Origin of the sequence: uncultured Moraxella sp. (assembly GCF_945873075.1) — a bacterium.
Classification (GTDB): Bacteria; Pseudomonadota; Gammaproteobacteria; order Pseudomonadales; family Moraxellaceae; genus Moraxella.
Genome location: NZ_CAMCBS010000015.1, coordinates 1 through 25,014, shown reverse-complemented (window position 1 = coordinate 25,014; position 25,014 = coordinate 1). Strand labels below are relative to the sequence as shown.

Genomic DNA, 25,014 nt, shown 5'->3' with positions numbered 1-25,014 from the left:
TACAAACTTGCTACACGCTATAACACAACAATCATAGGCAGTTATGGCGTGTTTTGCTACTATTTGCACACTAATTAGATCAAATGAATTGAGCAACTTTTGGGCGAATAAGATGATGACAGCAAAAAATTATACAGAAAAGACGCCACTTCATGTTCATGTTGAGCAGGCAGTACAGCAGTATTTTGACAGCCTAGACGGTGAAGATGCCGACAATCTTTATGAAATTTTTCTTGCCGAACTTGAGCGACCTTTATTGACTGCGACGCTCAAATACGCTCGTGGCAATCAGTCAAAGACCGCGCAGCTACTTGGGCTCAATCGTGGTACGCTACGCACCAAGCTCAAAGCACACGGTCTGCTTTAATCGCTTATCATATCTCGCTTAGTCATATCGCCCAAAGCTGTTTGCTTTGGGTTTTTTGTTTTGTACGTCTAATGGCTGATATGGTGGCTGATATATTGAGAAAATTTTTGGATAAATGCCCAAATTAGCTTTATAAAATTTGTAATCAATGGTATCATTTTGTTTTTGGATTGTAAATTGATGCTTTGGCTATCAATTGCAGTGTAATCACAATTTTTTGGGGTAAGTTATGAGTTCAAAGCGTTTTGCTTTATTGTCTGTTTCTGACAAAGCAGGCATCGTTGAGTTTGCCAAAGGTCTTGTGGATGCAGGATTTGGCATTTTGTCAACTGGTGGTACTTTTAAGCTATTGACCGACAGCGGTATCGATGCCATCGAAGTATCGGCACACACTGGCTTTAGCGAAATGATGGACGGCCGTGTCAAGACCTTGCACCCAAAAATTCACGGCGGTATCCTAGGTCGTCGTGGTGTGGATGATGCTATCATGGCAGAGCACGGTATTGACCGCATTGACATCGTAGCGGTGAACCTATATCCATTTGCTGCCACCGTCGCCAAGCCTGATGTGACTATGGGCGATGCCATCGAAAACATCGACATCGGCGGCCCTGCAATGGTACGCTCTGCTGCCAAAAACCATGCCCATGTCGGCATCATCACAAACCCAGCTGACTATGAGCGTGTGCTTGCCGAGCTTGGCACAGCAGGTAGCCTAAGCTTTGCCACTCGTTTTGATTTGGCGGTCAAAGCCTTTGAACACACTGCGGCTTATGATGGCATGATTGCAAGCTGGCTTGGCGCTCGCCTACCTACTGACAGCGATGCACAGCCTAGTGATGATGCCACAGCAAACACCCAATTCCCACGCACATTCAACAGCCAATTCATCAAAGCCCAAGATTTGCGTTATGGCGAAAACCCGCACCAATCAGCGGCGTTTTATGTTGAGAGCAATGCCCGTGAAGCATCTGTCTCAACTGCCAAACAGCTACAAGGCAAAGAGCTATCATATAACAACATCGCCGATACTGATGCTGCACTTGAGTGCGTCAAATCATTTGCCAAGCCTGCTTGTGTCATCGTCAAGCACGCCAACCCATGCGGTGTCGCTGTCTCATTAGATGGCATCTTAGATGCGTATAATTTGGCTTATGCCACCGACCCCGAATCAGCCTTTGGCGGTATCATCGCATTCAACCGTGAGCTAGATGTTGAGACTGCCAAAGCCATCGTCGAGCGTCAATTCGTTGAAGTCATCATCGCCCCAAGCGTGGCTGATGGCGTGCTAGAAGTCACCGGCGCTAAGAAAAATGTCCGTGTGCTCGTCTGCGGTGAGCTACCTGCGATTGATGAGCGTGCTAGCCAGTTTGACTTCAAGCGTGTCAATGGCGGTCTGCTTGTCCAAGACCAAGACCTTGGCATGATTACCAAAGACGACCTAAAAGTAGTCACCGACAAAGCGCCAACAGAAGCTGAGCTTGATGATTTGATCTTTGCTTGGAAAGTCGCCAAATACGTCAAATCAAACGCCATCGTCTATGCCAAAAACCGCCAAACTATCGGTGTGGGCGCAGGCCAGATGAGCCGAGTCAACTCTGCACGTATCGCCGCCATCAAGGCTGAACACGCAGGTCTGGTGGTCGAAGGTGCTGTGATGGCATCGGATGCGTTCTTCCCATTCCGTGACGGTATCGACAATGCCGCTGCCGCTGGCATCAAGTGCATCATCCAGCCAGGTGGCTCAATGCGTGATGACGAAGTCATCGCTGCTGCCAATGAGCATGGTATTGCGATGGTATTTACTGGTATGCGTCATTTCCGTCATTGATTGGATGATCTTTATGATAAGCACAGCCTTAGGGTTGTGCTTATTTTTTTACATTGGATAACCCGATAAATTAAACCAAATTTTATATAAATAATAATTATAATAACAAAAAGTTAATAATTAACCCATAAGGCGAACGATTTTTCATTTGACGAAACTCGTTGATTTTTCTACCATTGTGGCATAATCATCACAATCAGGGATTTGATATGAGTACCGCTTACCAAGCACACACGCCAGATGCGTCAGGATTTATTGCTTATCACGATGATGAGCACGCCATTTGGCATGACCTATTTGTCCGTCAGCAGTCTAGTATCGTCGGCAAGGCTTGCCAAGATTATCTTGATGGACTTGATAAGCTTGCACTGTCAAGCACACACATTCCACAGCTTGCCGATATTGACCGTGTGCTACAGCAGACGACTGGCTTTGCTACCGCTGCTGTGCCTGCGCTGATTTCGTTTTCCAAATTCTTTGACTTATTGGCTAACCAAAAATTCCCCGTTGCGACCTTTATCCGCACTCGTGATGACTTTGATTATATCCAAGAGCCTGATATTTTTCATGAAATTGTCGGGCATTGTCCGCTATTGACCCACCCTGCCTTTGCCAAATTTACCCACACCTATGGCAAGCTTGGGCTAAAATCAGACAAGGCGACACGGGTTTTTTTGGCACGGCTGTATTGGTTCACGATGGAATTTGGGCTGATTGATACCGCTGATGGATTGCGTATTTATGGCGGTGGCATCCTAAGCTCGCCAGCTGAGACCGAATACGCACTGTCGGGCAAGCCTGAATATCGCCCGTTTAATCTCAATGATATTTTGCGTACACCCTATCGCATTGACAAGATTCAGCCGATTTATTATGTCATCGACTCGCCCGATGCGCTGTTTGGGCTCGATGAAAACACCCTACTGACTGCCATCAGCCAAGCACAAAGCGATGGACTGTATGAGATACACCCAAGCCTATTAACCAACTAACTGATTGATAAATAAGGAGATAATCATGACCACCCCACTCAAAGACCAAGCCTGTGAAGTCTGTCACCTAGATGCGCCACTGTTATGCGATGACCAGCTGCCTGTGCTACTTGAGCAAATCCCCACTTGGCAGATGGTTGAAATCGATGGCATCAAACGCCTAACCAAAGTGTTTAAGTTTAAAAATTACAAGCAGGCACTTGCGTTCACCAATCAAGTCAGTGACATCGCCGAATCGGCAGGTCACCACCCTGCCATCTTATTAGAATGGGGCAAGGCGACCGTGTCTTGGTGGTCGCATGAAGCCGGCGGACTGCACAAGAATGACTTTATTTTGGCAGCTCGGACGGATGAGCTGGTTAATAGCTAATTTGCCCATCAAAAAAATCACCCCAAAGAGCAGACTTTGGGGTGATTTTTTATGGCTTGAATCAACGCTGTGCTTTTAGGGCGTCTTCGTTGATGATGATTTCATTGGTATCTTTGAGATACTGAAGGTAGTCTTTTAGCTGATCTTCACCGACATTCTCACGCAGTAGCTGTGCCGTCTTGCGACGATCTGCATCACTGAGCTGTGATTCGGCTACAGACTCAACCGGCGCACCGACGATGATACTAGCACCATCTGTGGTCTGCACTGCCCATACATCATTGCCTGTAGCTGCACGATGCAAGAATAAGCTTGCAGATTCTTGTGGATTGAGCGTCGGCGTCAGTCGAGTCACCTTGCCTAGATTTGCACTTGCAGTCATCAGACCCTTAGCGCCATCTGTCTTGGCTTGCTCGGCACGCTTTTGAGCATCAGCCAGCGCAAGCTCAGTGGCTTTTTGTTTGGCTAAAGTTTGCTTGATTTGCTCACTCGCTTCTTGTAGATTTAGCGCTCGAGAGGCTTGATAATTGCTTGGCTGCACCCAAATATTTTTGTCGCCGACAGCGATGTTGGCACTCACGCCTTGATCTTGGATGGTAAATTCATCAAACGCCGCCGCAATTACCGCAGGCTGTGATAGCGCTGTCTTATTATCCGTCTGCGGATAGGCACTGATCGTATGTGCTGTCAGACCAAGCTCTTTGGCAATATCCGCCACGCCCACGCCATCTGTCGCCATCGTATTAATCTTCGCGGACAAATCAGCAAATGCCGCATGACGCTTATAGGTGGCTGCCTTGTCAATCAGCTCATCACGCAAGCTGTCGATACTTGGCGCATCAGAGCTTACTTGTGTCACCTTAAAAATCTGCACACCAAAGCCCGTCTTGACAGGCTGACTGACTTGACCTACACCCAAGCCACTTAATGCTTGCTCAACTTTCGCTGCATCTTGACCAAATACCGATGGGTTGAAGCTACCGATATTCCCGCCTGTTGCACCGCTTGGATCTTGTGAGTATTGCTTGGCGAGTGACTCAAAAGATGCGCCAGTATCCAGCTGTTTTTTGATGTCGGCAGCTTGTTTTTCGGCATCAGCACCTGTCAGCAAAATCTGCGCAAGCTGTCTGCCATCACTTAGGCCTTTTTCTTTGAGGTAGCTAGAATACTGCGCACGAATCTCATCTTCGCTTGGCGTATCGATTTTTAGGGTCTGTGGGTCAAGCTCAATATAAGCCAAATCCACCGTCGCAGGGCTGATCAGCTTATCCTTATTGGCATTATAATATTCTTCGATTTGCGCTTTAGTGATCTCAACTTGATCGACATAATCCTGCCAATTTAGGCGATGCACCCACACTTCACGGCTCTCACGCTGCAGATCCAGCAGACGAGAAACTTGGCTATTTGGATAAATCGCTGTACCCAAAATGCTAGCATTAAGCTGTCTTAGACTCAGCTGTAAGCGAAAAGTTTGAAACAGCACATCTTTGGTCATGCCACGCTGCTGCAAAAACTGCGCAAACAAATCATTAGAAAACTGACCATTAGCATCTTGGAAAGTCGGATCTTGTTGCAAGAGTCGAGTGATGGTCTCATCAGACACCGTCATGCCAAGTGCAATCGATTGATTTTCCAATAATGCACGATTCACCATATTGTCCAAGACTTGCTTGGCGAGCGCATCTTCATTGATTAGGCTTGCGTCAATTTGCTTCATCAACTCATTACGCAGCGCATTGACTTCAGCTTGATAAGTGGTCACATCCACCACTTGATCACCCACTTTAATCAGCTGGTTCGGCTGAATCTCAGGGCCGCCGAATGTACCCTGCACGCCCAAAAATGCCATCGGAATCAATGTACCTACCAAAATCAGCTTACCCGGCCAACTTTGTAAAAAATTACGCATTTTATCCATAGAAAATCGCTACTTTATCAATCGTATCAAATTAAGACTAAAAACCTTACTATAATACGCTAATTTGTCCATTTTCTCAAAGCACTTTTTGTATCTAGGCACAACAAATTGTATCAGACAAGTAAAAAACCGCCCAATCACACGATTGAGCGGTTTGCCAAGTCAGCTGTGATTAGTTTACAGCATCTTTTAGACCTTTACCAGCTTTGAAGCTTGGTACTTTGCTTGCAGCGATTTCTAGTGTTTCGCCAGTTTTTGGGTTGCGGCCAGTGCGAGCTGCACGCTCTTTGACGCTAAAAGTACCGAAACCAACCAACACAACATCATCCCCGCGTTGTAGTGCGCCTTGTACGCTCTCAGTGAATGCTTGCACAGCTTTAGCTGCTTGCTCTTTAGTTAGACCAGCGCTTTCGGCAATGCTGTTTACTAGTTCTGACTTATTCATAAGATTTCCTCACGGTATTACAAAAATCGATATAAAACGGTGGCAACAGCCATAATATGTGCATTGTAAGGCGATAGCTAAGCTTTTACAAGTAAAAAAATCACTTTTTTGCAAGATTTTTGCAAAAAAGTGAAATTTAGAGCTCATAAAGATACTTTTGCGTAAAAATATTACACTTTTGTTGCAATCGACTAAACAATTACTGCAATTTATAGCAAGCTTAGCACCAATAAGCAAGTAAAATTATCATTTTTAACGAAAAAACATAAAAAATCGCTGAATTTTCTTCAAAATTACAGTATCATGGCAACTAATGTGATTTTTTGGCGGTGATTGATGACTTTTTTATACAAAACAAGTGATACAAAAACAAATCGCACCGCCCAACGACTAGGATTATTATGACGACACAGAACTCACCCGACGCCGTTTCATCAAGCGAGCCAAACGGTGTCATCTCTCGTGGTATCTTAAATGTATTATTGGTATTTATTGAATCTGCCATCACGCTGATGCTCAGATTTGACCCAAAATTACGCCAGCTTGCCTATCCACTTGCCGAATCGGGCAAGGTGGTATGTATCCGCACCTACCTACCGCATACCAAGATTTATGCCACTTTTGGTTATCGTGGCGTACTGCTTGATGACACATTGCCTGCCAATAAGCAAGCGCCTGATGTCATCATCAATGCTTATAGCTTTCAGCTTATCAATGCCTTGATGAATCACAGAGAATCCACCATCGATGCACTACAAATCCGTGGCGAGACCCAAGATGTCGCTGATGTCAAAGCATTCTTGGTGCGTGTCGGCGTCGGTGGCGCTATCCAAAATCTCATCAACAAACTGCGTGGCAATCCCGAAAATAAGCCCACACCCGAACAAAAAGCCGAAAAGCTCTCAGAGCTTCGTGCCAAAATTAACGAACAAAATCAGCGTATCGATGAGCAAGCCAAAGACATCGCTCGGCTAAAGACGCAGCTTGCCGAATCGCAAAACAAACAAAAAGCCACCGTTGCCGGTCTGATTGTGGCGTCCGTCATTGCACTTGTCGCCATCGTGTCGCACTTTTTTATCTGATACCTATCAAGCAAGCGTGGCATGATGCTTTATCAAGCACCCAAGCCAAGATAAGCCGAATCAAATCCATCAATCAGTTTTGTTGATGGATTTTTTGTGCAAATAATCTTGACCTATTTACTCGGAATTATTATAATAAGCCACATCATAACAAGCCAAGACATTGGCAATTGTAAGTTTACCTAGGTTTGAGCGATTCAAACTCGGCAATTTTTTTGGAAGATTAGACAATGCGTTTAACCACTCGTGGACGGTATGCCGTTACTGCCTTGCTTGATTTGGCTGTCCAAGAGAACCGCCATCAAGGTGCTGTGTCTTTGTCCGACATTGCAAAACGCCAATCCATCTCCATATCCTATCTCGAACAGCTATTTTCAAAGCTACGCAAAAAAGGGCTGGTCAATAGCACACGGGGCGCATCTGGCGGTTATCATCTTGCCAAGCCACTTAGTGAAATTGACATCATGAGCATCATCACCGCTGTTGATGAGAGCATCAACGCCACTCAGTGCGGTGGCAAAGGCGATTGCCATGATGGTTCGATGTGCTTGACGCATGATTTATGGCATAATTTGTCCGCACACATCGAATCATACCTAAAGAATGTCACCCTAGCGCAGTTATTAGAAACCAAAAACACACAAGCCATCGCTGACCGCCAAGAAAGTCGGGTCTGCGGGGCAAAAAAAGACTCACAAATCACAACAATCAATTTAATCGGAAATCTAGCATGAGCCAGACATCACTTATTTATCTTGACTACGCTGCCACCACACCAGTTGCCAAAGAAGTGGCTGACAAGATGGTACAATACCTAACTTTTGACGGTATCTTTGGTAACCCTGCTTCTCGCTCGCATGGCTTTGGCTGGCAAGCAGAAGAAGCGGTTGAGCACGCTCGTGACCAAATCGCCCAAACCGTCGGCGCTGACCCACGCGAAATCGTCTTTACCAGCGGCGCAACCGAGTCAGATAACCTTGCTATCAAAGGTGTGGCACATTTTTATCACACAAAAGGCAAGCACATCATCACGAGCAAAATCGAACACAAAGCTGTGCTAGATACCTGCCGTCAGCTAGAGCAAGAAGGCTTTGAGATTACTTATCTTGAGCCAGAACAAGGTACAGGTCTGATTACCCCTGCCCAAGTCGAAGCCGCACTGCGTGATGATACCATTTTGGTCAGCCTAATGGCGGTCAATAACGAGCTTGGCACGGTTACAGACATCGCTGCTATTGGTGAAATCACTCGTGCCAAAGGCGTATTATTCCATGTCGATGCTGCCCAAGCCGTTGGCAAAATCAAAATCAACCTAGGCGAGCTAAAAGTTGATTTGATGAGCTTCTCAGCGCACAAAATCTATGGCCCAAAAGGTATCGGCGCACTGTATGTCGGTCGCAAGCCACGCGTACGCATCAAAGCAGAGCAGCACGGCGGCGGTCATGAGCGTGGTATGCGTTCAGGCACACTAGCGACACACCAAATCGTCGGTATGGGCGAAGCGTTTGCCCTATCGGTACAGCGTTTTGATGAAGACCATGCACACATCAAAGCCCTGCGTGATAAGCTATGGAACGGACTACAAGACATCGAAGAAGTCTATCTCAACGGTAGCCTTGAGCATGGCATCCCAAATGTGCTCAATGTCAGCTTTAACTTCGTCGAAGGTGAGAGTCTAATGATGAGCCTAAAAGATTTGGCAGTATCATCAGGTTCGGCGTGTACATCAGCCACCCTTGAGCCATCGTATGTCCTGCGTGCCATCGGTCGCCCTGATGAGCTAGCACATTCATCGATTCGCTTTAGTATCGGTCGCTATACCACCGAAGCAGATATTGACCGTGTCCTTGCCCAAATCCATGAAGCGGTTGAGAAACTGCGTGAACTGTCGCCACTGTGGGATATGTTCAAAGAAGGGATTGATTTGTCAACCGTTGAATGGCAAGAACACTGATTGTCTGTGTGGTTATGCCCTACTGCGTCGTTAGGCTCACTTGATGTACTAGATGTACACCATCGTTCGCCTGCCTAGCACTAGGCAATAACCACTTCAACAATGGCTATTTATAGAACTGATGCTCGATGTACATAAGTACACCATCGCTCACCCGCCTAGCACCAGCCGCCTATAAATAAGCGATTTGACACAGCGGTTGCCTGCCTAGCACTAGGCGATAACCACTTCGACAATGGCTATTTATAGAACCAAAACTTGATAAATAGCCAATTACAACACAGATTCAAATTTAGTAGAAAATTTGGCAAACCCAGCCATCGCACGATTTGCCAATTCACCAAACTTATAAGAGATACAGTTATGGCATATTCAGATAAAGTCATTGACCATTATGAAAATCCACGCAATGTGGGCAACCTAGACAAAAACGCCAAAAATGTCGGCACTGGCATGGTCGGTGCACCAGCCTGTGGTGATGTGATGCGCCTACAAATCCAAGTCAGCGATGACGGTATCATCGAAGATGCCAAATTCAAGACTTATGGCTGTGGCTCAGCGATTGCATCAAGCTCGCTAGTCACCGAATGGCTAAAAGGCAAAACCTTAGACCAAGCCGCCGCGATTAAAAACAAAGACATCGCCGAAGAGCTTGCTTTGCCACCAGTTAAAGTACACTGCTCGGTACTTGCCGAAGATGCCATCAAAGCTGCGATTGAAGATTATCAAGCCAAAGCACAAGCATAATTTACCAAATACTTGCTTAACGCTCGCTTGATTATCCTGTTCAACACTTAGACATCCTGCCGATATACATCGGCAGTCATCGCCAATTTAGTGAAGGAAATTGTCATGATTACCCTAACCGCTCGTGCTGCACAGCATGTCAAAGACTTCTTAGAAAACCGTGGTAGCGGCGAAGGCATCCGTGTCGGCGTGCGTACGGCTGGCTGTTCGGGATTGGCTTATGTGCTTGAGTTCGTCGATGAACCAAATGATACCGATGAGAAATTCTCAAGCGGTGGTGTGAATGTCTTTGTTGACCCAAAAAGCTTGGTATATCTCAACGGTCTTGAGATGGATTATGTCACCGAAGGGCTAAACTCTGGCTTTAAATTCACCAATCCCAACCAAAAAGGTGAATGCGGCTGTGGTGAGTCATTCACTGTCTAAGGCACGCTATGAATAACCATTTTTTTGCGCTGTTTGACTTGCCTATCAGCTTTCGGATTGATGAAACACTGCTCAAGGCTCGCTTGCTTGAGCTACAAAAAACTCATCACCCTGACCGCCAAGACGGTGACAGCATCGCCATCACCCAAAACGCATCATTGATTAATCATGCTTATGACACCCTAAAGCGTGATGATAGCCGTGCTGCGTATTTACTTAGCTTAAATGGTGAAGATATCGATTTGGACAAATCCATCAGCGATTGGGATTTTTTGGGCGAGATGATGGAAATTCGCATTGCGCTTGATGATACCGATGACAAAGCAAGTCTTGATAAGATGGCAAATGAAGTTGCCCAGACTAGCCAAGCGTTGGCAGATGGCTTTGATGATGCTTATCAAGCCCAAAACTGGACGGCTGCTCGTGACCTTGCCCAAAAATTACAATTCGTCGGCAAACTGCACGATGACATCATTGCCAAGCTCAGCGAAAGCCTGCACCAAAATAACGATGATGACGATTTGTATGTCTAATCGCTTGATTTTAGGGAAATTTTAGGAAAATCACACGCCAAATTGATGCCCTTTGGCGTGTTTTTGTGATGAAGCGCTTTGGATAACGCATCAAAATTTAGTATAATTAGCCACTGAAAACTTGCTTTTCACTAGCCACCTTTTATTTTATTTATTTTAAAGAATTTGCCATGTCATTATTACAAATCAGCGAACCCAATCAAAGCAAAAATCCCCACCAACATCGTTTTGCACTCGGTATTGACCTTGGCACGACACATTCATTGGTAGGCGTGGTTCGCTCGGGCAAGGCGCAGGTTTTGCCGTTTGATGACACGCCATTACTGCCATCTGTCGTCTATTATGGCGAGCAAAGCGATACGCCACTGACTGGCAAGCAGGCGCTGGCTTTTGCCGATGATACTGCCAATACCATCATCTCAGCCAAGCGTTTTATGGGGCGAGCTCGCAGTGATATCAAATTCTCACATCCTTATACACTCTCTGGCGATGATGCCACCATGCCTGCCTTTGTCACTGCACAAGGTGAAAAATCCCCTGTCGAGACATCGGCGCACATCCTAAATCGCCTATATCGTCACGCCGCCGCAGCCCTACCTGATGACAGCATCCAAGGGGCGGTGATTACCGTGCCTGCGTATTTTGATGATGCACAGCGTACCGCCACCAAAGATGCCGCCACCGCAGCGGGCTTGACCGTACTTCGCTTGCTCAATGAACCGACCGCTGCTGCCATTGCTTATGGTTTGGACAAAGCGACCAATCACGGGACTTATTTGGTTTATGACTTGGGCGGTGGTACTTTTGATGTGTCTATCCTACGACTCAGTGATGGCGTGTTTGAAGTGCTTGCCACAGGGGGCAATTCAGCCTTAGGCGGTGATGATATTGACCGCCTACTTGCCAATTGGCTGATTAAGCAGGCGAATCTTGACCCAGCACAGATTGATAATAGCGAAAAATCTCGCCTTGCCAAGCTTGCCAAAAACTACAAGCAAGCACTGACCGATACCGACAGTATCACAGTTGATACCACCATCGCAGGTACACCACTGTCGCTACAGCTTGATAATCAGACACTTAGCCAAATCATTGAGCCCGTCATCCGTCGCACACTACAAGCCTGTGAGCAGGTGCTACTTGATGCCAAGCTTGACAAATCAGTGCTCAATGATGTCATCCTAGTCGGTGGCTCAACTCGTATGCCGGTGATTATCCGTGCTGTCGAAGCGCATTTTAATCGTGCGCCACTGTGTAGCATCAACCCTGATGAAGTCGTCGCACTTGGCGCAAGTATCGCCGCCGACCAGCTGATTAATAAAAAAGGCGATGGCTTATTGCTACTTGATGTCACACCGCTATCGCTTGGACTTGAGACGATGGGCGGACTGGTCGAAGTCATCATCCCACGCAACACACCAATCCCTGTCGCTCGTCGTCAGACCTTTACCACGCACCAAGATGGTCAGACAGGCATGATTGTCCATGTCGTCCAAGGCGAGCGTGATACCGTCGCAGATTGTCGCAGTTTGGCACGCTTTGAGCTATATGGCATCCCGCCGATGAAAGCAGGTTTGGCTCGTATCGAAGTGACCTTTAGCATCGATGCCAATGGCCAGCTGACCGTCTCTGCCGAAGAAACCACCACCGGTGTCAAAAGCCACATCGAAGTCAGCCCAAGCTATGGACTGACCGAAGCACAGCAAGAACAGCTACTGATGGCAGGCTTTACGCACGCCAATGAAGATAAAAAAGCCCGTATGCTCATCGAAGCCAAAGTCGAAGCCGACCGTGAACTGATTGCACTGACTTCAGCATTGGCAGAGTTTGGCGCACTACTTGGCGATGACGAACAAGCTGCCTTGCAAGCACTGATGAATGGGGTGCGTGATGCCATTGATAGCAATGATAAGGCCGTGCTTGATGATGCTGTCGCCAAGCTTAAGCCTGCCAGCGACCACTTTGCTAGCGTCATCATGGACAAAAATGTCAAAGATGCACTTGCAGGCACACGCACCAGTGATTGGTAATATTGATTTATTAAAATTTGAACGCAAAAGAGATACTTATGACCACTGTAACCCTACTACCCCACCACGAAATCTGCCCAGAAGGCGCGACCGTTGAGATTCATTCAGGTGAAAATCTGTGTGAAGCTCTGCTTGAGCGTGGCATCAAGATTGAACACGCCTGCGATATGTCAAAAGCCTGCACCACTTGCCATGTCATCGTCCGTCAAGGCTTTGACAGCCTAGAAGAGATGGATGATATCGAAGGTGATTTGCTTGACCGTGCATGGGGTCTTGAGCCTGATTCTCGCCTAGCTTGTCAGTGTATCGTCGCTGATGAAGATTTGGTGATTGAGATTCCAAAATACACGCTAAACCACGCCAAAGAAAATCATTAATCCGATTTCTTATACCAACCCAATAAAATAAGGCTATCCATATCGATAGCCTTATTTATTTTATCAAATCACAGCTTAATCAAGCCACAGTCGATATGGCAAAGATACAAAGCCATCGATTTGACCTGCCTTGACGGCATCCAAATCAAGCACGCCTTTGGCAATCAGCTCTAGCGTATGTGGCACAAGCTGATGCTCAAGCTTTTGCACTCGCTTGCCAAGCGACTCAGCGGTATCATGCTCATCGACTGACAGCCATGCCTGGGTCAATACCTGCCCTGCATCAAGTTCAGGCGTCACCAGATGTACGCTACAGCCATGGTGCTTATCGCCCGAGCGAATCACTCGTGCATGAGTATCGAGCCCCTTATAAGCAGTCAGTAGCGACGGATGTAGATTAATCATCGCACACGGCACAGCATGGATAAATTCAGCAGACAGCACACGCATAAAGCCTGCAAGCACCACCAAATCAGGCGACCACGCTTCAAGCTGAGCCAATGCGCGCTTTTCAAAAGTGGCAATACTCATCCGCTTGCCACTTGGTGCGTGTGATAGCACCGCCACAGGGATACTGGCAGTCGTGGCTCGTGTGATGGCATAAGCATCTTCACGATTGCTAATCACGCCGATGATGTCAATGGGCAAAGTGTCTGCCTGCATGGCATCAATCATCACTTGCAGGTTTGAGCCGCTACCTGAGACCAGTACAGCGACTTTGAGACGACGATTGCTCATCAGATATACACCACAGCTTTGTCGGTACGCTCGACGATTTCACCGATTTTCCAGACAGTTTCGCCACTGGCAGCAAGCTCACTCATCGCCTGCTCAGCTTTATCTGCAGGGATAGCTAGGATAAAGCCTACGCCACAGTTAAAGGTGCGATACATCTCAAGCGTCTCGATATTGCCGCCTTTTTGTAGCCATTGGAACACTTCGGGCAGCTGCCAGCTGTTGGTATCGATTTGCGCCGCCAAGTTCTCAGGCAATACGCGTGGTAGGTTCTCAGTCAGACCACCACCAGTGATGTGTGCCATCGCATGGATATTGGCATTGCCCAGTGATTTTTGTAGCGCATTGACCGATTTGACATAGATACGAGTTGGTGCCATCAGTGCATCAGCCAATGAACGCTCGCCCAATTTTTCGCTAGCGACATCCGTGCCGGTCACTTCGATGACTTTACGAATCAGTGAATAGCCATTTGAGTGTGCACCACTTGATGCTAGTGCAATCAGCACATCGCCTTGTTGGACATTGTCGCCTGTGATGACTTCAGATTCTTCGACCACGCCAACACAAAAGCCTGCCAAGTCATAATCTTCATCTTGATACATTCCCGGCATCTCAGCAGTCTCACCGCCAATGAGCGCACAGTTGGCAAGCTGACAGCCGTCGCCAATCCCTGCAATCACCGTCGCCGCTGTATCAACATCCAGCTTACCAGTCGCATAATAATCTAGGAAAAATAGCGGTTCTGCGCCACAAACCAATAGGTCATTGACACACATCGCCACCAAATCTTGACCGATGGTCTCATGGCGATTGAGCTGTAGTGCAAGCTTAAGCTTTGTGCCCACGCCGTCCGTGCCCGAGACCAATAGCGGTGATTTATACCCTGTTGGGATACGGCAAAGCGCACCAAAACCACCCAAGCCGCCCATCACTTCAGGGCGAGAAGTGGCTTTTGCCACTGATTTGATACGAGAAACCAACGCTTCGCCTGCGTCAATATCCACGCCTGCGTCTTTATAACTGAGTGAAGTTTGCTGTGTCATAGCTACCCTTGTAAAAAAGCAATGCCATTTGGCGGAAAAATATTGCCGTTTATTATAGCAAATTTTTCGGTTAAGTTTTATTCTGTTGTCAAAATTATTGAGTTTTTTTAAGTTTTGTCAAAAAAATCTTGAGCCTTATATATCTAAAAAACGCAAAATCGCTTAGAATAGTCCACAGTGATTCACCGATTGGAAAGTTTTATTAATGTATCGCACTGGCATTGACCCATTTTTTCGCAGATTACTGATTTTGGCTGGCATTGGCATCTTGTTGTACGCCCTATTTTTGATGAAATCAGTCATCACGCCTTTTGTTGCGGCGTTTATTTTGGCGTATTTTTTGAATCCATTGGTCAGTGCCGTCAGCCGTATTATGCCCCGCATTTTGGCGATTAGCCTAGTGTATCTCAGTAGTGCCGTGCTTGCGGTGGCGTTTTTTGTATGGCTTGTACCGCTACTGTGGGCACAGCTTGAGATTCTGTGGGAATCACTGCCCGCTGCGGTGCTTTGGTACAATGATGTCGTGCGTCCTTGGATTTCGATGCATACCAATGCCGATTTATTGCCACTTGATGCCAATGTACTATCCAATGCCGCTTTAGAATTTTTGCAAAAAAACTATCAATTTGCTGATGCGCAAGGATTTATCAAAAAAGCCCTAAGCTCAGGGATGAACTTTGCCAACAGCTTTGGGCTTGTGGTGATGGTGCCTGTGCTTGCGTTTTATTTTTTGCTTGGTTGGGATAAGCGTCTTGCCACTTGGCAATCAGCCATTCCCAAGCCCTACACTGCCAAAGTCACACAAATCGCCCAAGACTGTAACGATGCCTTGATGAGCTTTGCTAAGGGTCAGCTACTGGTTATGCTACTACTTGGCACGATTTATGCAGTACAGCTTGAGCTGATTGGCTTACAGCTTGGTCTGATTATCGGGATTATGGCAGGTATCGCAAGCTTTGTGCCTTATCTTGGCTTTGGCGTCGGTATCATTGCTGCGCTGATTGCTGGCGTGTTTCAATTTGGCTTTGACTGGCTACAGCTTGGACTGATTGTCGGTGCGTTTATGGTGGGGCAAGTACTCGAAGGCTATGTGCTACAGCCCCTATTGCTTGGCAATAAGATTGGGCTGTCGCCATTATGGGTAATTTTCTCGGTGCTTGCTGGTGCTGCGATGTTAGGCTTTGTGGGCATGCTGATTGCGCTACCTGTTTCAGCGGTGATTAATGTGCTATTTTATCATGCTTATCAAGCCTATCTTGATAGCGACTGGCATCAAGGTCGCAGACAGTATCGCCTGTTTGATGAATAAATTTTACTTGCTTGAAATTATATAAATATGCTATATATAGGCAACATCATTTTATCCTATGTGGCATAAGCAACGCTAAAAACTGATATCATATTTATAAAAAAAGAGTTTTTTTCATGACCGATCTAGTGCAGGACTCACTTAATGTTGAAATTCGCCAAGATGCTCGCATCGAAGATTTCGCTTCAGAAGGCTTTCGTCCAATTATAGAAGCGATTGAGCGATTGGCGGACGGGCAGTTGCGTGAGCTATTTATCACAGGTGGACATGGGTTTGGCAAGACGCACTTAGCTCAGGCTGTGTATGATTATTTTAAGCGACAAACTGATAAATCCGCCATCAGCTTACAGCTTGAAGAGCTGATCGAACAAGACCCCCAAGCTGATACCTTAGTGGGCTTAGAGATGTTTGATTTGATTATCTTCGATGATCTACAAACCGTCAAAAAAAGCTATGAATGGCAAGAAGGATTGTTTCATCTTATCAATCGTCTGTACAAACACCGTAAACAAATTCTATATCTGGCAGACTGCCCTGCTCGTGAAATCCATCTAAATCTCAATGACTTACAAACTCGGCTTAGTCTAGCACCGATGCTGGCACTGCCCGATCATAGCGATGAACAAGACCGTCGGATTTTGATTGATACCATCATCAAAAAGAAAAGCTGGCGTCTGCCTGATGAAATCACTGCTTATCTACTTGCTGAAGGCCCAAGAAACGCAGGTGGCATCAATACTGTATTGGACCACATTCGCCCCTTATTGAGCTTACAGACACGCAGTCAATTATCAAAAAAAGCCATCACTGAAGTTAAAAACATCATTTTACGAGAATCATTCTTGTTAGAAATCAGCGCTAGCGAAAATACTGAACTTTAGATGCTAAGGCTTTTTGTTTTTGGACTAGTAAATCCATTAAAAAAATGTTATGTTATGCAACATCCACTTTTAAGTAAAGGACATTAATCATGAAAATAAAGACACTTGCCATGCTGTGTGCAGCCTTGATTGTACTGCCTGCTTCTGCCAAAGTACAGCTCAATGTCGATGACAATATCAAAGTCACCGCCATCAATGGTCAAGAAGTTCGTCACGGACTGCTACAGCCACTACAGCAACAATTCACCCTAGAGCCAGGTCGTCATGTCATCACCGCTCGCTATGATCGTCTTTTTGATCTTAATAGCAACAATCATGACTACTTAAAATCTGGCAATATTACCGTATCAGCAGACTTGGCAGACAACCAAACTTATCAGCTGATCATGCCAAATCAACCAAATACTTACTCTGCTGCCAAAGAGTATGCCAAGGCACCTAGCCTTGCCATCGCCCAAAATGGTCAAATTCTAGCTCAAGAAAACACGAGCGAGAACCGTACTGGTATCTTCTCAGGCATCACAGGTGCTATCGGTGGTATGTTTGGTGGTGAGTCAGCTGTGACATCTAACCAAAAAGCCATCGCCGCTATTAATAATCAAAACCCTGCACCGGTCAGCACTCCTGCACCGCAAGCCAAAAATAACCTTGATGGCTTTATGCAGCTATGGCTCAACTCTAGCGAAGAAGAGCGTGAAAAAATCCGTCAATGGGTAGAAAAATAATCATCGCTTTCAATAAAAATGGCTTGATACTCAATCAAGCCATTTTTATTGAAATACACCCACCTAGCTAGACGGCACTAAATAATGCCAAACTAATCGCAATCAAGCCCATACCGCCGACCAAGCCATACACCGTCTCATGACCGTCTGAATATCGCTTGGCAGCAGGCAGCAACTCATCCATCGCCAAAAACACCATCGCTCCTGCGATGATACCAAATACCCAGCCAAAAATCTCAGGTGATAAAAACGGCTTGAGCACAAAATACCCCATCACCGCCCCAAGTGGCTCAGCCAAGCCTGATATCAAGCACGCCAAGACCGTCATGCGCTTACTTTGTGTCGCAAAATAAATCGGGGCAGCGATTGAGATGCCTTCAGGGATATTATGAACTGCAATGGCAAATGCCAATGGTGCGCCCAATGTCGGACTCTCAAGGGTGGCAAAAAATGTCGCCAAGCCTTCAGGGAAGTTGTGCGCAGTGATAGCAAAAGCTGACATCAGTCCAATGCGTCTTAGATAGCTTTGGTTTTTATCCAAAAACTTTGGGTCATTGACATCAAGCGTCTCATGCGGATTGGGAATCAATCGATCAAGGCTCAAGATCGCAAGCAATCCTACCAAAAACGACGCCGTCGCCCAACTAAAGCCTACACTACTAACTTCGCCAAAGCTATCGACTGATTTGCCAAAAATCTCAGTCAAAGACACAAAAACCATCGCACCGGCAGCGAATGCTAAGCCAAATGCCAACACTCTCGGGCTTGGGGTTTTTTGAAAAAAGACCAAAGCACTGCCTAATACTGTTGCAAGTCCTGCCGCTAAGGTGATGCCAAACGCCATCAAGACATGATCGATCATGAGCTACTCATTCTTGGATGATTGATTGTATTGATAAATCAGATTTGAAAAAATTATCAAACCCTATAAACAAAACAGACTCATCATGACAAATCATGATGAGTCTTGGCTTTGAATCAAATTAGCTAAGAATTATTTAGCCAATACAGAAACATAGCGACGGCCAAATTGACCTTTGGTTTCGAACTTAACCACACCTTCGGTCAAAGCGAATAGAGTGTGGTCACGACCCATACCAACGCCTTCACCTGCGTGGAACTCAGTACCACGTTGGCGAACGATGATGTTACCAGCAACGACATCTTGACCGCCAAATACTTTTACGCCAAGCATTTTTGGGTTAGAATCACGACCGTTACGAGTAGAACCTGCGGCTTTTTTATGTGCCATGAGAATATCTCCTGTTGGGATACCGTTGAGTGCGCTCTAGGTATCAAATACTAATGTGGTGAATTAAGCGTTGATGGCTTTGATTTTTAGCTCAGTGAACCATTGACGGTGACCTTGCTCTTTGTGGTAGTGCTTGCGACGACGGTGCTTAACGATACGCACTTTCTTGCCACGACCATGATCAACCACTTCAGCTTCTACACTCGCACCAGCAACTAGCGGTTCACCGATTTTGATATCAGCGCCATTGACAACCATTAGCACTTCTTCGATTTTTAGCGTTTCGCCTTTTTCAGCTTTTAGTAGCTCAACTTTCAAAGTTTCACCAACGCTAACACGGTGTTGCTTACCGCCACTTTTGATTACTGCGTACATCTTGAGTTCTCCAGATAAACCTGTGTGCCGTGGCTATCCCTTGATAGCACTTGATAACGAACACGACAAGGATGCAAAATAAAGCGACATTCTACTAAAACTTTTATCCAAAAGCAAGAATTATTTTATCTATCAGCTACCCGCATTAATATGCGCACGGATTTTGGTCAATACTGCACTGACATCCGCCGCCACAAAGTCAGGTGTCAGATTGACAATCAGCACATCATCAAGCCACCGCTCTGCCATCACTGCCTGTGCATCGATGGTGATGATGGCTTTTTTCACGCCTGATTTGGCAATGATGATGCGAGTCGCTTTTGGTTCAAGCGTACAATCTTTTAGGCTTGGCGATAGCATATTGTACAGTTTTTGGATTGTTGGCGGTAACGCTATTGATGGCATGGATGACTGTTTTGGCTTATTCAACATCGGCTTTAGGCTTGCCACCAAAAATAGCACCAATAACAACAAACTTAAGCCAATCAGCCAAATCACTGCACTGTACGACATGGTATTATTTTATTCTCTTTTAAATTATTTTAGGTATTTTACACGGTTGGGTAATTCATTACCCACCACATCATCGCTTGGCTGATGTGTTCGCAATAGCTCGCCGGTTGCCAAAATCAGCTCACAAATGCCCTGCGCCATTTGCTGTTGTCTAAATCGCTCAAGGGTTTGTGTACACAGTGATTGCCAAGTGCCATCCGCCACCCGCCGATCAATGCCGCGATCCGCCACAATCTGCAAATCATGCTCGCACAGATTGACATAAATCAGCACACCTGTATTGTGCTCGGTGTCCCACACATGATGCTCGACAAATAGCTCAATGGCTCTATCACGGCAAGTCTGATGATAGGCACTGCCAATCGGTAGATGATTTTCGATAATCACACAAATCTCGCCACTATGACCAATCTCAGCTTGCGTGATGGCATTGCCAAGCGCCTGCTTGACTGAGCCAGTCAGCCAGCGACTGTGAATCATCGGCACATACATCAGCTGTCTAAATAGCCTTGTGATACTTGTCTGTCTCATTACCACGATCCCCCTGCACCGCCACCGCCAAAACTGCCACCGCCACCACGATAGCCACCACCACCAAATCCGCCACTTGAACCGCCAAAACCACCGCTTGAGCGACCAGATCGACCACCATTACGGTGATTTTGTGAAGATATACGATCTAAACGTAGTGCAGTTCTAAGATCAATCACGGTTTGCAATATTGCCAAATACGCACAAATGAAAACTGCCAAACAAAAAGCGGTCCAAGGATTTGTGCCTGACATGATTGCCAATGCCCCAAAACCAATTGCCGCCACCGCCGAACCTAGTAGCCTACCCAAAAGTTGTGCTAAAATTTTTCCAAAAACAAAAGCAATTATCAGCAATACAATCGTATCGATACCTATACCAGAATCGCCTGTCAGCTCGGCATCATTCATTCGAGCAAGCGTCTCGGGATCTGCTTGTAGCCTACTATCAATGGCATCAACTGCTTGCATCAAGCCATCAGCATAGCGACCATCTTTAAAGGCAGGGGTCATTTCTTCACGGATGATACGCTTGGCAATGGCATCAGGGATAATGCCTTCAAGTCCATGACCTGTCAAAATCTGCATCTTGCGGTCATTGACAGCGACGACGATCAGCAGTCCATTATCCGTATCTTTATTGCCCAAGCCCCAACGATCCGCCACCTGCATTGCATAATCAAAGATAGGCTCGCCATCGGTGCTAGGCACAATCACAATGGCGATTTGCGCTTTGCCCTGCTGATGGATTTGACGCAGTCGCTCTGATAAGGCTTGATTTTGCTGTGTGCTTAATAGCCCTACTTCATCAATGACAGGCGTATCCAAAATCAGCTGATTGGCAGGAGTGCTACTTTGGGCAGCTTGCGTGATACCATCGGCACGCTCTGCCGTCTGTATTTCTTGTGATGACAGTGTCGCTGTCGCTAATTGGCTATTCGCTTGACTGGCAAGCGTATTAACAGGTAGACACAGCATGGCGAGCGACAAGATAGCCGCTACCACTTTGGATGATTGCTTTGGGTTTTTTAAAATAGCCATCAACACCGCCACATTAATATAAATACATGAATATCAATTAAGCCAAATTAGCGCCATATATCAGCACCAAGTATCAGCACAATATCAATTGCTATTTTTATTATCACCACCAAATTCAACCTTTGGTGCGGTTGAAATGGCTTGTTCGTTTTCGACACCAAAATTTGGCTTGGTGTTCATACCAAACACTTTGGCAGTGATGTTAGTTGGGAATTGTCGCACGGTGGTATTATAGGTTTTGACATTTTCGATATAGCGGTTACGAGCCACTGTGATGCGATTTTCGGTGCCTTCTAGCTGAGCTTGCAAGTCTTGGAATGCCGCATCTGCTTTGAGCTCCGGATAATTTTCAGAGACCATCATCAAGCGAGACAAGGCAGAAGTCATCTGACTTTGGGCGGCTTGATAATTCGCCATCGCTTGTGGATCATTGAGCGCCTCAGGTGTCAGCTGTACACTGCCGACCTTCGCACGCGCTTCAGCCACTTCGGTGAAAACTTGCTGTTCGTGTTTGGCATATCGCTCAACAGTCGCCACCAAGTTTGGCACTAAGTCCGCTCGGCGCTGATATTGATTCACCACTTCTGACCAAGATGCGTTAATTTGTTCATCTTGGGATTGTAGCGCATTATAGCCACAGCCAGATAGGCTTAGCGATGATGCTAGAATTAGCGATGCTAATAAATTTTTTTTCATAACAACTCCATTGAAATTATGGTAAACCATCTGCGACAATTACAGTACAAATAGAAGCAAGCAACCAATTTAGCACTATAAATTAGTACTATAAAATTGCACAAAAAAACAAGGTAATGCAATAAAGTATAAGTTTCTTATTAAAATACAGCCTTTGTACAGCTTTTTCAATAAAACTTACCAAAAATAACAAAAAGTATGGATTTGTTGTATTAATTGGTCTACCCCCCCCTCGCAAATTTTGGTATAATCAAATTGTTACACTTAAGTAAATCAATGTGTAATATCTGGTATTTAGTTTGCCAATTTGCATCAATTCATGCAACGGCACCCATATTTTAAGGATATTTATGAACCGTACTTATCGAGTAATTTTTAACCACGCGACAGGCGTGTGGCAATGCGTGAGTGAATTGGCTCGCAGTAAAGGAAAAAGCAAGTCGTTTAAAGCACTGTCTGTTGCTGTTATGATGGCGATGGGTGGTGAAGCGGTGGCGGCTATTGGATATAGCACCGACCAAACTGTGACACAACCAGTAAGCTTTGATCAATCTATTTATTTTGCTCCAAATGCTGCAGATAACATGATTGTTAAAATTGAGCCCAATACTGCACTCAGCATGACTAAGACCGGAGATGTCAACGGTGCATATATGATCGGTGTGGGTCATAGCGGTCAAGCCAAAGTAGATGTGAACCAAGGAACCATTGACTCCAAGGACAGTGTTTCAGTTGGTATCTTTGAAACAGGCATTGGTAAAATTCATTTAGACAATCAATCCACGCTAAATGCCGCTAATATTCTACATGTAGGTAGCGAAGGTAAAGGAACCTTAAACATCAATAATGGTTCAAATGCGGCGATCGGCTCAAATATCACTGTGGCAAAATCAGCCACTGCCACTGGTCAAATCAATGTAAATAATGGATCAAAACTTAGCACGTATGAAATCTTTATTGGTGATAAAGGCCAAGGCGATGTTTCAGTTTTGCAAAACAGTGATCTAAATGTTCAATTTCGTACCATACTCGGTGCCCAACAAGGCAGTCATGGTGTACTAAATATCACCAACAGTGGAGCAGCCATCAACACCAATGAATTGATCGCAGCCAATCATGGTACAGCTGAAGTTAATATTGATGGCGGCACCGCAAATACTCGCTTTGCTGCTTTGGGCTATGGTACTAATGGCGTAGGCACCGTGACTGTAGATAATGCTGGCAAACTTTTGGTAAACAGTCTTGACACGCAGTTAAATTCAGGTAATTTAGGCGTAGGTGTAAAAGGTATAGGCCATCTCAATATCCGCAATGCTTCTTCAGTCCAAGCCAAAGATATTGTTGCTGGATATGATACCAGTAGTAAAGGTAACACCATTACAGTGAGCGGCAATGGTTCGCAATTACAATCCGATGAACAGATTCAGATTGGCTATGAAGGTCAAGCCGTACTTACCATTGAAAATGGTGCGCATGTACACAGCAAACAGGATATTTTAACCGCCACCAAAAATCGCAGTGCCAATGGAGAAATTATTGTCAATAATGCTTCATTGACAGCTGATAAAGGGTTGGCAATAGGTGATGTGGGTATTGGCCACCTAGAGCTGAAAAAAGCTCAAGTCACTGCAAATGAGCGCATCATCATTGGTGATGACCCAACAGCAAAAGGCAGTGTATATAGTGACAGATCCACCATTACAACAGATTTACTGGATATTGGCACCTATGGCGAAGGTTCAATACATACAACAGAAAGCACTCTAAAAAGCTCAAAAGTAAATATTGCTAATTTTGGTAAAAGCAAAGGCTTGCTTGTGCTCGACTATAGTCGATTAACTGCGGATGAATTGGTGATCGGCGCTGCAGGCAATGGCCTTGCTATGGCAGGTAATGACAGCAGAATTAATGCAACAAAACTTGTACACATCGGCGGTCAAGGCGCAGAGGGTTCTAATGCCGATGGTCAGTTATTGTTAGATAACGATACCACACTGACCACAGATGCCCTAGTGATTGGCGGCACAGGAAAAGGTGTGTTAAAAGCATCAAATAATGTATTGCTTACTGTCGGTGAAATCGGCCGATTCCCACAATCAATCAAAAGTTCAGCTTATTTTGATGATGCCACCATTAAGCCGACTGGTAAAGACCCACTTTTATTTCAAAACTTTAGAGCTGAAGATACCATCCAAATCGATCAAGGCGGCTTAACCATCGATACTCAGGCCAATAATTTTTTACTTGACGATTCTCAAGGTGCTCGTATCACGGGTGTGGGCAGCCTAACTAAAGCAGGGACTGGCACACTAAGCATGGCATCATCAGCCAAAGCCTGGGGTGGAAACACTCAGATCGATCAAGGCACTTTGCGCTTGGTGGGCGATTACAGTATGAAAGATGGAGAGGTGTTACAAGTAGCGTTAAACAGCCTATCTGATTATGGCAAATTGACTGTAACAGGCGCTGCCGATATCAGCAGCGGCACACTTGAAGTAAAAGCTTCTGAAGCTGTAGAAAAATTAAGTGACGGAAAATGGAATGATGTTGTTACCGCTGGCACATTGGCTGGTAAGTTTAAGCAGGTGAGCGACAACAACCCACTGGTTGATTTTGAAGCAGATTATTCTGATGCCAATAAAGTTCATCTAAGAATGGTTCAAGAGACCGTCGCACCAACACCTGAACCAACTCCAAAACCTGAACCAAAACCTGAACCAAAACCTGAACCAAAACCTGAACCAAAACCTGAACCAAAACCTGAACCAACTCCAGAGCCTACGCCTACGCCTACGCCTACGCCTACGCCTACGCCTACGCCTACGCCTACGCCTAC

The 25,014-nt window shown here is 45.7% G+C and carries 27 protein-coding genes; 16 read left to right on the top strand and 11 right to left on the bottom strand.

What is annotated here, in order from left to right; translation table 11 throughout:
* The first annotated feature begins 43 nt into the window (after positions 1-43).
* From fis to Q0N89_RS06430, 4 genes are all read left to right on the top strand, one after another.
* Positions 44-367: a DNA-binding transcriptional regulator Fis gene (gene fis / locus Q0N89_RS06445; protein ID WP_265734176.1), complete on the top strand. Its 324-nt coding sequence runs from the start codon at positions 44-46 to the stop codon at positions 365-367.
* A gap of 229 nt (positions 368-596) precedes the next feature.
* Positions 597-2,198, top strand: coding sequence for a bifunctional phosphoribosylaminoimidazolecarboxamide formyltransferase/IMP cyclohydrolase (purH, locus tag Q0N89_RS06440; protein WP_294034580.1), 1,602 nt, complete (start codon positions 597-599; stop codon positions 2,196-2,198).
* A gap of 209 nt (positions 2,199-2,407) precedes the next feature.
* Positions 2,408-3,190 (top strand): phenylalanine 4-monooxygenase, encoded by a 783-nt coding sequence (gene phhA / locus Q0N89_RS06435; RefSeq protein WP_294034578.1) that lies wholly within the window; start codon positions 2,408-2,410, stop codon positions 3,188-3,190.
* Between the two features lie 25 nt (positions 3,191-3,215).
* A complete protein-coding gene (locus tag Q0N89_RS06430) occupies positions 3,216-3,560 on the top strand; it encodes a 4a-hydroxytetrahydrobiopterin dehydratase (protein ID WP_294034576.1) in 345 nt (114 codons plus the stop codon).
* 61 nt (positions 3,561-3,621) lie between these two features.
* Here the strand turns inward: Q0N89_RS06430 and Q0N89_RS06425 are convergent, their stop codons facing one another.
* Together Q0N89_RS06425 and Q0N89_RS06420 are read right to left on the bottom strand one after the other, a co-directional pair.
* On the bottom strand, positions 3,622-5,472 hold the full coding sequence (locus Q0N89_RS06425; protein WP_294034574.1) for a SurA N-terminal domain-containing protein: 1,851 nt from the start codon (positions 5,470-5,472) through the stop codon (positions 3,622-3,624).
* A gap of 181 nt (positions 5,473-5,653) precedes the next feature.
* On the bottom strand, positions 5,654-5,926 hold the full coding sequence (locus Q0N89_RS06420; RefSeq protein WP_294034572.1) for an HU family DNA-binding protein: 273 nt from the start codon (positions 5,924-5,926) through the stop codon (positions 5,654-5,656).
* 401 nt (positions 5,927-6,327) lie between these two features.
* Between Q0N89_RS06420 and Q0N89_RS06415 the strand changes: the two genes are divergently transcribed.
* The 8 genes from Q0N89_RS06415 to fdx all read left to right on the top strand — a co-directional run bounded on the left by Q0N89_RS06415 (position 6,328) and on the right by fdx (position 13,075).
* On the top strand, positions 6,328-7,008 hold the full coding sequence (locus Q0N89_RS06415; RefSeq protein ID WP_294034570.1) for a hypothetical protein: 681 nt from the start codon (positions 6,328-6,330) through the stop codon (positions 7,006-7,008).
* Positions 7,009-7,238: 230 nt separating this feature from the next.
* Positions 7,239-7,742: an Rrf2 family transcriptional regulator gene (locus Q0N89_RS06410; protein WP_078254320.1), complete on the top strand. Its 504-nt coding sequence runs from the start codon at positions 7,239-7,241 to the stop codon at positions 7,740-7,742.
* Positions 7,739-8,962: an IscS subfamily cysteine desulfurase gene (locus tag Q0N89_RS06405; protein WP_294034567.1), complete on the top strand. Its 1,224-nt coding sequence runs from the start codon at positions 7,739-7,741 to the stop codon at positions 8,960-8,962. Before Q0N89_RS06410 ends, Q0N89_RS06405 begins: the two co-directional genes overlap by 4 nt.
* Positions 8,963-9,325: 363 nt before the next feature.
* A complete protein-coding gene (gene iscU / locus Q0N89_RS06400; protein ID WP_078254322.1) occupies positions 9,326-9,709 on the top strand; it encodes a Fe-S cluster assembly scaffold IscU in 384 nt (127 codons plus the stop codon).
* Positions 9,710-9,814: 105 nt separating this feature from the next.
* The gene (gene iscA / locus Q0N89_RS06395; RefSeq protein ID WP_078254323.1) at positions 9,815-10,135 is read left to right on the top strand and encodes an iron-sulfur cluster assembly protein IscA; all 321 of its coding nucleotides are present in this window, start codon (positions 9,815-9,817) and stop codon (positions 10,133-10,135) included.
* An 8-nt stretch (positions 10,136-10,143) separates the two neighbouring features.
* Positions 10,144-10,668, top strand: a complete 525-nt coding sequence (gene hscB / locus Q0N89_RS06390; protein WP_294034563.1) for a Fe-S protein assembly co-chaperone HscB — start codon at positions 10,144-10,146, stop codon at positions 10,666-10,668.
* 170 nt (positions 10,669-10,838) lie between these two features.
* Positions 10,839-12,698, top strand: coding sequence for a Fe-S protein assembly chaperone HscA (gene hscA, locus Q0N89_RS06385; protein WP_294034561.1), 1,860 nt, complete (start codon positions 10,839-10,841; stop codon positions 12,696-12,698).
* 38 nt (positions 12,699-12,736) lie between these two features.
* The gene (fdx, locus tag Q0N89_RS06380; RefSeq protein WP_294034559.1) at positions 12,737-13,075 is read left to right on the top strand and encodes an ISC system 2Fe-2S type ferredoxin; all 339 of its coding nucleotides are present in this window, start codon (positions 12,737-12,739) and stop codon (positions 13,073-13,075) included.
* A 75-nt stretch (positions 13,076-13,150) separates the two neighbouring features.
* Here the strand turns inward: fdx and purN are convergent, their stop codons facing one another.
* Together purN and purM are read right to left on the bottom strand one after the other, a co-directional pair.
* A complete protein-coding gene (gene purN, locus Q0N89_RS06375) occupies positions 13,151-13,813 on the bottom strand; it encodes a phosphoribosylglycinamide formyltransferase (protein WP_294034556.1) in 663 nt (220 codons plus the stop codon).
* On the bottom strand, positions 13,813-14,856 hold the full coding sequence (gene purM / locus Q0N89_RS06370; RefSeq protein WP_078254328.1) for a phosphoribosylformylglycinamidine cyclo-ligase: 1,044 nt from the start codon (positions 14,854-14,856) through the stop codon (positions 13,813-13,815). Before purM ends, purN begins: the two co-directional genes overlap by 1 nt.
* A gap of 205 nt (positions 14,857-15,061) precedes the next feature.
* Between purM and Q0N89_RS06365 the strand changes: the two genes are divergently transcribed.
* The 3 genes from Q0N89_RS06365 (at position 15,062) to Q0N89_RS06355 (ending at position 17,771) form a co-directional block, all read left to right on the top strand.
* Entirely contained in the window at positions 15,062-16,165 is a 1,104-nt protein-coding gene (locus tag Q0N89_RS06365; protein ID WP_294034553.1) for an AI-2E family transporter, read from the top strand.
* 116 nt (positions 16,166-16,281) lie between these two features.
* Complete coding sequence (locus Q0N89_RS06360; protein WP_294034551.1) at positions 16,282-17,046, top strand: DnaA/Hda family protein; 765 nt, start codon at positions 16,282-16,284, stop codon at positions 17,044-17,046.
* Positions 17,047-17,135: 89 nt separating this feature from the next.
* Positions 17,136-17,771 (top strand): DUF2057 domain-containing protein, encoded by a 636-nt coding sequence (locus Q0N89_RS06355; protein ID WP_294034549.1) that lies wholly within the window; start codon positions 17,136-17,138, stop codon positions 17,769-17,771.
* 67 nt (positions 17,772-17,838) lie between these two features.
* On the opposite strand, the gene zupT is transcribed toward Q0N89_RS06355, so the two are convergent.
* The 7 genes from zupT to Q0N89_RS06320 form a co-directional block, all read right to left on the bottom strand.
* A complete protein-coding gene (gene zupT / locus Q0N89_RS06350) occupies positions 17,839-18,633 on the bottom strand; it encodes a zinc transporter ZupT (RefSeq protein WP_294034547.1) in 795 nt (264 codons plus the stop codon).
* Between the two features lie 132 nt (positions 18,634-18,765).
* Positions 18,766-19,023: a 50S ribosomal protein L27 gene (gene rpmA, locus Q0N89_RS06345; protein WP_078254332.1), complete on the bottom strand. Its 258-nt coding sequence runs from the start codon at positions 19,021-19,023 to the stop codon at positions 18,766-18,768.
* A 63-nt stretch (positions 19,024-19,086) separates the two neighbouring features.
* Positions 19,087-19,398: a 50S ribosomal protein L21 gene (gene rplU / locus Q0N89_RS06340; protein ID WP_294034544.1), complete on the bottom strand. Its 312-nt coding sequence runs from the start codon at positions 19,396-19,398 to the stop codon at positions 19,087-19,089.
* Between the two features lie 132 nt (positions 19,399-19,530).
* The gene (locus Q0N89_RS06335; protein ID WP_294034542.1) at positions 19,531-19,911 is read right to left on the bottom strand and encodes a hypothetical protein; all 381 of its coding nucleotides are present in this window, start codon (positions 19,909-19,911) and stop codon (positions 19,531-19,533) included.
* A gap of 24 nt (positions 19,912-19,935) precedes the next feature.
* A complete protein-coding gene (locus tag Q0N89_RS06330) occupies positions 19,936-20,442 on the bottom strand; it encodes a TPM domain-containing protein (RefSeq protein WP_294034540.1) in 507 nt (168 codons plus the stop codon).
* The gene (locus Q0N89_RS06325) at positions 20,442-21,482 is read right to left on the bottom strand and encodes a TPM domain-containing protein (protein WP_294034538.1); all 1,041 of its coding nucleotides are present in this window, start codon (positions 21,480-21,482) and stop codon (positions 20,442-20,444) included. The genes Q0N89_RS06330 and Q0N89_RS06325 overlap by 1 nt, the downstream gene beginning before the upstream one ends.
* Positions 21,483-21,566: 84 nt before the next feature.
* Positions 21,567-22,178 carry a LemA family protein gene (locus Q0N89_RS06320; RefSeq protein ID WP_294034536.1) on the bottom strand — a complete coding sequence of 204 codons (612 nt, stop codon included), beginning with the start codon at positions 22,176-22,178 and terminating at the stop codon, positions 21,567-21,569.
* 350 nt (positions 22,179-22,528) lie between these two features.
* Between Q0N89_RS06320 and Q0N89_RS06315 the strand changes: the two genes are divergently transcribed.
* Positions 22,529-25,014, top strand: a 2,486-nt coding sequence (locus tag Q0N89_RS06315) for an ESPR-type extended signal peptide-containing protein (RefSeq protein WP_294034534.1), incomplete at its 3' end; no start/stop codon positions are given.